This is a genomic window from Nitrosophilus sp., assembly GCF_982775275.1.
Map to the genome: position 1 here is coordinate 1 of NZ_CEXZHP010000069.1, position 7,419 is coordinate 7,419.

A 7,419-nucleotide genomic window follows, 5' to 3' on the forward strand; every position below is an offset into this window, starting at 1 on the left:
CACTCTCGAACGCATCCCTTAGTACAACGGAATTTTCAACCTTTAACCTTAACAGATTATTAATATTTTGTTTTTAAAAAACATTTTTATACTCTAATTAAAGAAAACGGCGAAAAAATCAGAACAATTTACGCATCTTTAGATAAAAAAATCATAACTTCGGATGAATTTTACGAAAAACTGGCTCCGATATTAAAAAATGTGGAAAAGTTTGGAATAAAAATTGAGATAAAAGGTGAACAAAAAGAGAATAAAAAAGTTAAAAGAGAGATAGGAGAAGCTGCCATAATTGCACTATTTTTGATTTTTATCTCTTTGGTATGGATGTTTGGTTCAACCTTGCAATCCCTGATAGTTTTAAGTTCCATTCCTTTATCAATATTTGGAGTTTTATTAGGACACAAGATAATGGGAATAAATTTAACTATGCCAAGTCTTATTGGGGTTGTTGGTTTAGCCGGCGTTGTGGTAAATGACGGGTTGATAATGCTTGATTTTATTAGAGAGTGCAAAAATATTCGATGTATTATAAGTAGGGCAAAATTAAGACTTAGACCTATTCTTTTAACCTCAATTACAACAATAATAGGTTTATCAACCCTTATATTTTTCGCATCTGGACAGAGTCTTATTTTGCAGCCTATGGCAATTACCCTTGGATTTGGTTTAGCATGGGCGACTATAATAAATTTATATATCGTTCCGCTATTTTTTAGCTCAATTTATAGGATAAAAGAGTAAAATACGATATCATTTTAGTTTAAAATAGTAAACAGGAGGGGAAAATGTTTAAAGATGTAGATGATTTTTTAACGGGAACGCCAAATAGTAAGTTTATAGATATAGTATTTAACGCAAACAGAAATATTGTCTCCAATGAACTTGAAAGAGTTATGACTTGGCTTGCTGCGATGGAGCTTATTTTGGAAAAAGAGTGCGGTATAGATGATGTGGAGAAAAAGGTCAAATATTTCATTGCAGATGAAAATAATAAAAAAGAGTTGGAAAATAAATTGAACTCATTATATATCGAATCGATGGGAAATATTTTAAGCCAATCAGAATAGTGTAAAAATAAAAGTGTAAAAATTTTTAAGGAGGAGTATTGTTAGAGCTTGTTGAAAAAGAGATGGAAAAATATATAAAAGATTTAAATGATGAATATATAATAGATCTTTTTAAAAAGCTTCCCCCCGGCAAAAGACTTAGAGCAAAATTGATATTAAAAATCTGCGATTCTATGGAGGCTGTAAAACTTGCGGCTATTGTAGAGATGATTCATGGGGCTAGTTTGCTTCATGATGATGTGATAGACGATGCTCTAACAAGAAGAGGCTCCCCTTCGATTAATGCTCTTTTTGGTAACAAAACATCTATTATGTTTGGGGATATTCTTTATTCTAAAGCATTTTTTGAATTAACAAAGTTTGAAGATAAAATCTCAAAAACAATTTCCGATGCAGTTACAAAACTTAGTATTGGAGAGTTGTTAGATGTTACTTTAACTAACCAATTTAATACAGATATAGATAGATATTTTGATATGATTTATAAAAAAACCGCTTCATTGATAGAGGCTGCTGCAAAAAGTGCGGCTATTTTGGCAAAAAAAGATGAAGACTCTTACGCATTATACGGGAAAAATCTTGGACTTGCTTTTCAAATAGTTGATGATATATTAGACGTAATTTCAAGTGATGAGGTTTTGGGAAAACCTGCGATGAGCGATTTTAAAGAGGGTAAGGTAACTTTACCCTATATATATCTTTATAATAGATTAGATAAAGATGAAAAGATAAAACTTAAAAATTTATATAAAAAAGAGGCAAACACTCAGGAAAAAGAGTGGATAAAAGATATGATGCTAAAAACAGATGCGATAGAAGATTCGAAAAATTTTGCTATAAAGCTTGGGAAAGAGGCGCTAAGCGCAATCAAAGAAGAGAATAAAGAGCTAAGTGAAATAATGAAAAATCTTATATATAGGAATTATTGATAATGCAGTATTTAGTAGTAAGCTTTTCTCATAAAAACACCGATCTTCACACAAGAGAAAAACTTGCGTTAGGGGATGAAAAAAAAAGAGAGAGCGTTTATCAAAATCTTATCTCATCGCCTGTTATAAACGAAGTTATAATTCTCTCAACCTGTAATAGAGTAGAGATAATCGCAAGCGTTAAGGATCCTTTTAAAGCCGGTGATCATATAATCCAAGAACTATCAAAAGTCTCAAAGATTGATTTTGACGAGCTTGAAGGAAGGGCGGATATTTACGAAGATAACGGGGCAATACATCATATTTTTAGCGTGGCTTCAGCCTTGGATAGCTTAGTAATAGGCGAGACGCAAATTTCAGGACAGTTAAAAGAGGCTTTTAAAGAGGCTTTTGAGAAGGGTTTCGCTTCGCAAAAATTGGCTCGTGTTATGCATTTTGCCTTTAAATGTTCAAAAGATGTTAGAAACTCTACAGATATTTCCAAAAATCCTGTCTCCATAGCAAGTGCCGCGGTTGCTCAAGCAAAAGAGATTTTTAATAATCTTGGAGGATATAGCGCTATTGTGATTGGGACTGGAGAAATGGGAATTTTGGCTGCAAAATACCTTATTTCAAATGGATGTAACGTTATTTTGGTTGGCAGAAATATGGAAAAAACAAAAAAGATTGCAAGAGATCTTGGAGAGAGTGTTGAGCCAAACTCAATCCAAAATATTAAAAGTTTAATAAACAGATATAGACTACTATTTACCGCTACCTCTTCAAAAGAGCCGATTATCACAAAAGATATGGTAGAAAAAAAAGATTTTGAAAGATTTTGGTTTGATATGGCCGTTCCAAGGGATATTGAGGATATAGATTTTGAAAATATAAAAATATATGTAGTGGATGATTTAAAAGCGATAGTAAATAAAAGTTTGGCTTTAAGAGAAGAGCAGGCAAAAGAGGCTTATAGGATAGTTGGAAAATATACAAAAGAGTTTTTTAAATGGCTTCAAACCTTATCTATAGAGCCTATAATAAAAGGGATAAGAGAACAAGCTAAAGAGGCCAGTTTAGAAGAGATTAAAAAAGCCGTTAAAAAAGGTTATATTCCAAAAGAGTTGGAAAAAAACGTAACAAAAATTTTGCATAACGCTTTTAATAAATTTTTACATAAACCTACAAAAAATTTAAAATCGATTGCCGAAGACCCTACCGCCGATACAATAGCTGAATCTATAAAATATATATTTGATTTAAATGGAGATGAATATAATCAATTAAATAGATACAGATGCGAATATTTTATGAATATGACTGAAGAAGGAGAAAATAGTGAAGTTTAGCAATGCTTTTATTTATACCATTAAAGAGGCGCCAAAAGACGCTGTTTTACCGAGCCATAAATATTTGGTTAGAGGGGGATTTATAAGTCAAGTATCAAGTGGTATTTACAACTTTTTACCACTTGGAAAGATAGTTTTAGAAAAAATTAAAAATATTATAAAAGAGGAACTTGATAGCTCCGGAGCTCAAGAAGTTCAACTAGGTTTTATAACTCCTTGCGAGATGTGGCAAAAAAGCGGTAGATTTACAAAATATGGAAAAGAGCTTTTAAGATTTAAAGATAGAAAAGATAACTGTTTTGTGCTTGGTCCAACTCATGAAGAGATGATGGTTGAACTGGTAAAAAACAGAGTTACAAGCTATAAACAACTTCCACTAAACCTATATCAAATACATATAAAATTTAGAGACGAGGCAAGACCTAGGTTTGGTCTTTTGAGAGGAAGAGAGTTTATTATGAAAGATGGTTACTCTTTTCATGCCGATGAAGAGGATATGAAAAGAGAGTATAAATTGATGGAAGATACTTATAAAAAGATATTTAGTAGATTGGGACTTGATTTTAGAGTAGTCGAAGCAGATGTTGGCGCTATTGGAGGAAGCGGAAGTAAAGAGTTTATGGTGATTGCCGATAGCGGAGAAGATACTATAGTAATATGTAGCGAATGCGATTATGCGGCAAATATAGAAGCAGCAAAAAGAAAAAAAAGAGTTGCTCCCGTTGAGCCTCCGGAGTTTAGCGGATTTAGCAAATTTCATACTCCAAATGTAAAAACAATAGATGAACTAAGCCAATTTTTTCATCTTCATCCATACTATCTTTTAAAAGCTGTTGCAAAAAAGGCAATTTTTGACGATAAAGAGGAGATAGTTATATTTTTCTTAAGAGGAGATGATGAACTTCAAGAAGTAAAAGCCGCAAACGCCGTAGGTGCAAACGAACTTATGGATATAAGCGAGGAAGAGTTAGAGAAAATGGGTATAGTTCCTGGTTTCGTAGGACCTTATGATCTAAAATTAAGAGCGGTTTTTGATATAGATCTAAAGGGTGAGAAAAATCTAATCTGCGGTGCAAATGAAAAAGATTATCACATAATCGGATGTGATTTAACAAAACTTGAAAATTTAGATTTTAAGGATATAGCTGCGGTAAAAGAGGGAGATTTGTGTCCCAAATGTTCAGCAAAACTAAAATTAACAAAAGGTATAGAGGTTGGACATATATTTCAACTAGGAACAAGATATTCAAAACCCCTAAATGCCAATTTTTTAGATAAAGAGGGAAAAACTAAACCTTTTGTTATGGGCACATACGGTATAGGAGTTAGTAGATTGGTTGCGGCTATTATAGAGCAATCTCACGACGATAAAGGATGTATTTGGCCAAAAAACGTAGCTCCATATCAAATAGATATAGTAGTTTCAAATATAAAAGATAATGAACAGTATGAGTTTGCAAAAACTTTATACGATAATCTTTTAAATGAAAAAATCGAGGTTATTTTTGACGATAGAGATGAGAGGTTTGGCTTTAAAATGAAGGATTTTGAACTTATCGGTTTTCCTTATGGGGTAATAGTTGGAAAAAGTTTGAAAGAAGGATTTGTTCAATTTGTTGATAGAAAAGATTTAAATAAGATAGATATACCAAAAGAAGAGATTTTAGACTTTTTACTTGATAAATTAAAGCGGTAATTTAAAGGTAAAAAATGATCTATTTTTTATTGTATCTTTTTATTGAGACGGTGGTTTCTGTAAATATCGCAAGCCGTCTTGGAGGAGTTTTAACTTTTATAGAGATTATTGTCTCAGCGATAATAGGTTTTTATATATTAATGAATTTTCAATATAAAGCAAATGAATACCTTTTTGCCGTTGCAAAAAAAGAGATAAGTTTAGAAGAGTTTGAAAATTTAAGCCTATATACTCTAATAGGTGCTATTTTATTGATAATTCCCGGGTTTTTTACAGATATTTTGGGGATACTCTTTCAATTTAAAGCATTTGCTACATTTTTTGCAAAAAAATTTTTGCATTTAAAAAAGAAACCGCCTAAAAAAGGAGATGAAGATGTCATCGATGTTGAGATTATTGAGCGTTAGTTTAGCTTTTTCTGTTTTGTCTTTTGGGGCAACCGATGCACAGATAATAAAATTTGTAAAAAGAGGGTTAAGTAAAAATCCCGCTTTAAAAGTAAAAAAAGTAGAAATCGTTGATAAACAGCTACTGGAAAAACCAAAAGGTTGGGAAGCGTATTTTATAAGATTTGATTTGCTTTTAAAAAAAGGAAAAGAAAGTATAGAGATCTCACAAGATGATATAATATTTGCAAAAGATGGATTTATTAGCCCAGATTTTATAGATCTAAAAACCAACAGAAGCATAAAACACGATCTATCTCCAAGAGTTGATAATAGTTTTTATGATGATAATCATCTTCTATTAGGGGATAAAAATGCAAAACATAAGCTTCTTTTATTTAGTGATCCTAACTGCCCTTTTTGTAAAGAGGTTGTTCCAGATATCATAGACACTGTTAAAAAATATCCAAAACTTTTTTCTTTATACTATTATCATCTACCTCTTTTGCAGTTGCATCCTGGCTCTTTAGCTATATGTAAAGCTATGATTTTGCTTCAAAAAGATAAAAAGATAGATCTGATTAAAAAGATATATGAGGTAGATTTTGATTATACGCAAAAGGATGAAAAAAAAGTATTAGAAGAGTTAAATAAAAAGATAGGAACCAATTTCACTCTAAAAGATATAAATCAAGAATGGGTTAAAAAAGCGTTGGAATATGATATGAAAATGGCTCAAAAAATACTTGTAAAGGGAACTCCTACTCTATTTATAGATGGTAAAAAAGATCCATCGAGAGAAAAATATAAACAATTGATAAAATAAAGGTTTTTTTATGGAAAAGTTAATTATTGCAACAAGAGGAAGTAAGCTCGCTTTATGGCAGTCTAACCATATAAAAAATGTTATAGAAAAAAAGTTTCCCCATATTGAAGTTGAACTAAAAATTTTTAAAACTAAAGGGGATAAAATTTTAGATACTCCATTAGCGCTTATTGGCGGTAAGGGGCTGTTTACGAAAGAGTTGGAAGATGCGATGCTTAGAGGAGAAGCACATTTGGCGGTTCATAGCTTAAAAGATGTCCCTACGATACTGCCAAAGGGTTTAATTCTTGGGGCTATTACAAAAAGAGAAGATCCAAGAGACGCACTACTTAGTGAAAAATATAGCTCAATAGAAGATTTACCGCCAAATGCAATAGTTGGCACAACAAGTCTTAGAAGAAGAATGCAGCTTTTACATATAAGACCAGATTTGATTATAAAAGATTTAAGAGGAAATGTAGATACTAGAATAAAAAAATTAAAAAATGGCGAGTTTGATGCCATAATTTTAGCAATGGCGGGATTAAAAAGGCTTTCTCTTGTAAATGAAGTAACTTATGTTACGCCCATTGACGAAGAGAGTATGATTCCCGCGATGGGACAAGCCGCTCTTGGAATAGAGTGTATAGAGGATAGTGAGGTTTTTGAAATTGTTAAAAGTTTAAATGATAAAAAAAGTGAAATTGAAACAACTATAGAGAGAGATTTTGTAGATATGCTACAAGGTGGCTGTCAAGTTCCAATTGGTGTAAAGGCTACCGTTTTAGATAACGAAGATATCGTAGCAAGAGCTATCTTGGGACTTCCAAACGGAAAAGAGTTGTTAAAAGATAAAATATTTGGAAGTGTTAAAAATTATAAAGAGTTAGGACGAGAGTTAGCTCTGTCTATGATAGAAGCAGGCGCAAAAGAGCTTTTAAAAAGAGCCGAAGAGATGGCGTTTAAATAAGCAAAGGCAAGCCGAAGGCTTAGCAAGCAAACTGCTTTGCTTGCGTGCCTTTGCGAAAGCAGCGAATTTATGCGAGTCCAAAATTCAATGAATTTTGTGACGAGCATATGAGCTGCTGATTTACATTGAAGAAAATCTTCGCTATGAAATAGCGCAAGATTTTCGGTTTGCAAGCCGAAGGCTTAGTATTAGTTAAAAAAGTTAAAATGGTTGAGTGGTTGAGTTGAGTGGTTGGATT

At 32.2% G+C, this 7,419-nt stretch carries 8 protein-coding genes; all 8 read left to right on the top strand.

What is annotated here, in order from left to right:
* The first annotated feature begins 96 nt into the window (after window positions 1–96).
* From AC30RD_RS04720 to hemC, 8 genes are read left to right on the top strand one after another with little or no spacing between them, the layout of a single operon-like run.
* Window positions 97–741 (top strand): efflux RND transporter permease subunit, encoded by a 645-nt coding sequence (locus tag AC30RD_RS04720; protein ID WP_489493156.1) that lies wholly within the window; start codon window positions 97–99, stop codon window positions 739–741.
* A 44-nt stretch (window positions 742–785) separates the two neighbouring features.
* The gene (locus tag AC30RD_RS04725) at window positions 786–1,067 is read left to right on the top strand and encodes a DUF2018 family protein (protein ID WP_489493147.1); all 282 of its coding nucleotides are present in this window, start codon (window positions 786–788) and stop codon (window positions 1,065–1,067) included.
* 38 nt (window positions 1,068–1,105) lie between these two features.
* Window positions 1,106–1,996, top strand: a complete 891-nt coding sequence (locus tag AC30RD_RS04730) for a polyprenyl synthetase family protein (protein WP_489493148.1) — start codon at window positions 1,106–1,108, stop codon at window positions 1,994–1,996.
* Window positions 1,997–1,998: 2 nt separating this feature from the next.
* The gene (gene hemA, locus AC30RD_RS04735; protein ID WP_489493150.1) at window positions 1,999–3,324 is read left to right on the top strand and encodes a glutamyl-tRNA reductase; all 1,326 of its coding nucleotides are present in this window, start codon (window positions 1,999–2,001) and stop codon (window positions 3,322–3,324) included.
* Window positions 3,314–5,020, top strand: coding sequence for a proline--tRNA ligase (locus tag AC30RD_RS04740; protein ID WP_489493151.1), 1,707 nt, complete (start codon window positions 3,314–3,316; stop codon window positions 5,018–5,020). Before hemA ends, AC30RD_RS04740 begins: the two co-directional genes overlap by 11 nt.
* 14 nt (window positions 5,021–5,034) lie before the next feature.
* Window positions 5,035–5,427 (top strand): FxsA family protein, encoded by a 393-nt coding sequence (locus tag AC30RD_RS04745; protein ID WP_489493153.1) that lies wholly within the window; start codon window positions 5,035–5,037, stop codon window positions 5,425–5,427.
* The gene (locus tag AC30RD_RS04750; protein ID WP_489493154.1) at window positions 5,396–6,232 is read left to right on the top strand and encodes a DsbA family protein; all 837 of its coding nucleotides are present in this window, start codon (window positions 5,396–5,398) and stop codon (window positions 6,230–6,232) included. The genes AC30RD_RS04745 and AC30RD_RS04750 overlap by 32 nt, the downstream gene beginning before the upstream one ends.
* Window positions 6,233–6,242: 10 nt before the next feature.
* The gene (gene hemC / locus AC30RD_RS04755; protein ID WP_489493155.1) at window positions 6,243–7,181 is read left to right on the top strand and encodes a hydroxymethylbilane synthase; all 939 of its coding nucleotides are present in this window, start codon (window positions 6,243–6,245) and stop codon (window positions 7,179–7,181) included.
* Window positions 7,182–7,419 lie beyond the last annotated feature (238 nt).

What these genes read in the sequence shown, in the direction of transcription:
- AC30RD_RS04725 (WP_489493147.1), top strand. Translation starts at nt 786, where the DNA reads ATGTTTAAAGATGTAGATGATTTTTTAACGGGAACGCCAAATAGTAAG.
- hemA (WP_489493150.1), top strand. Translation starts at nt 1,999, where the DNA reads ATGCAGTATTTAGTAGTAAGCTTTTCTCATAAAAACACCGATCTTCAC.
- AC30RD_RS04745 (WP_489493153.1), top strand. Translation starts at nt 5,035, where the DNA reads ATGATCTATTTTTTATTGTATCTTTTTATTGAGACGGTGGTTTCTGTA.
- AC30RD_RS04750 (WP_489493154.1), top strand. Translation starts at nt 5,396, where the DNA reads ATGTCATCGATGTTGAGATTATTGAGCGTTAGTTTAGCTTTTTCTGTT.
- hemC (WP_489493155.1), top strand. Translation starts at nt 6,243, where the DNA reads ATGGAAAAGTTAATTATTGCAACAAGAGGAAGTAAGCTCGCTTTATGG.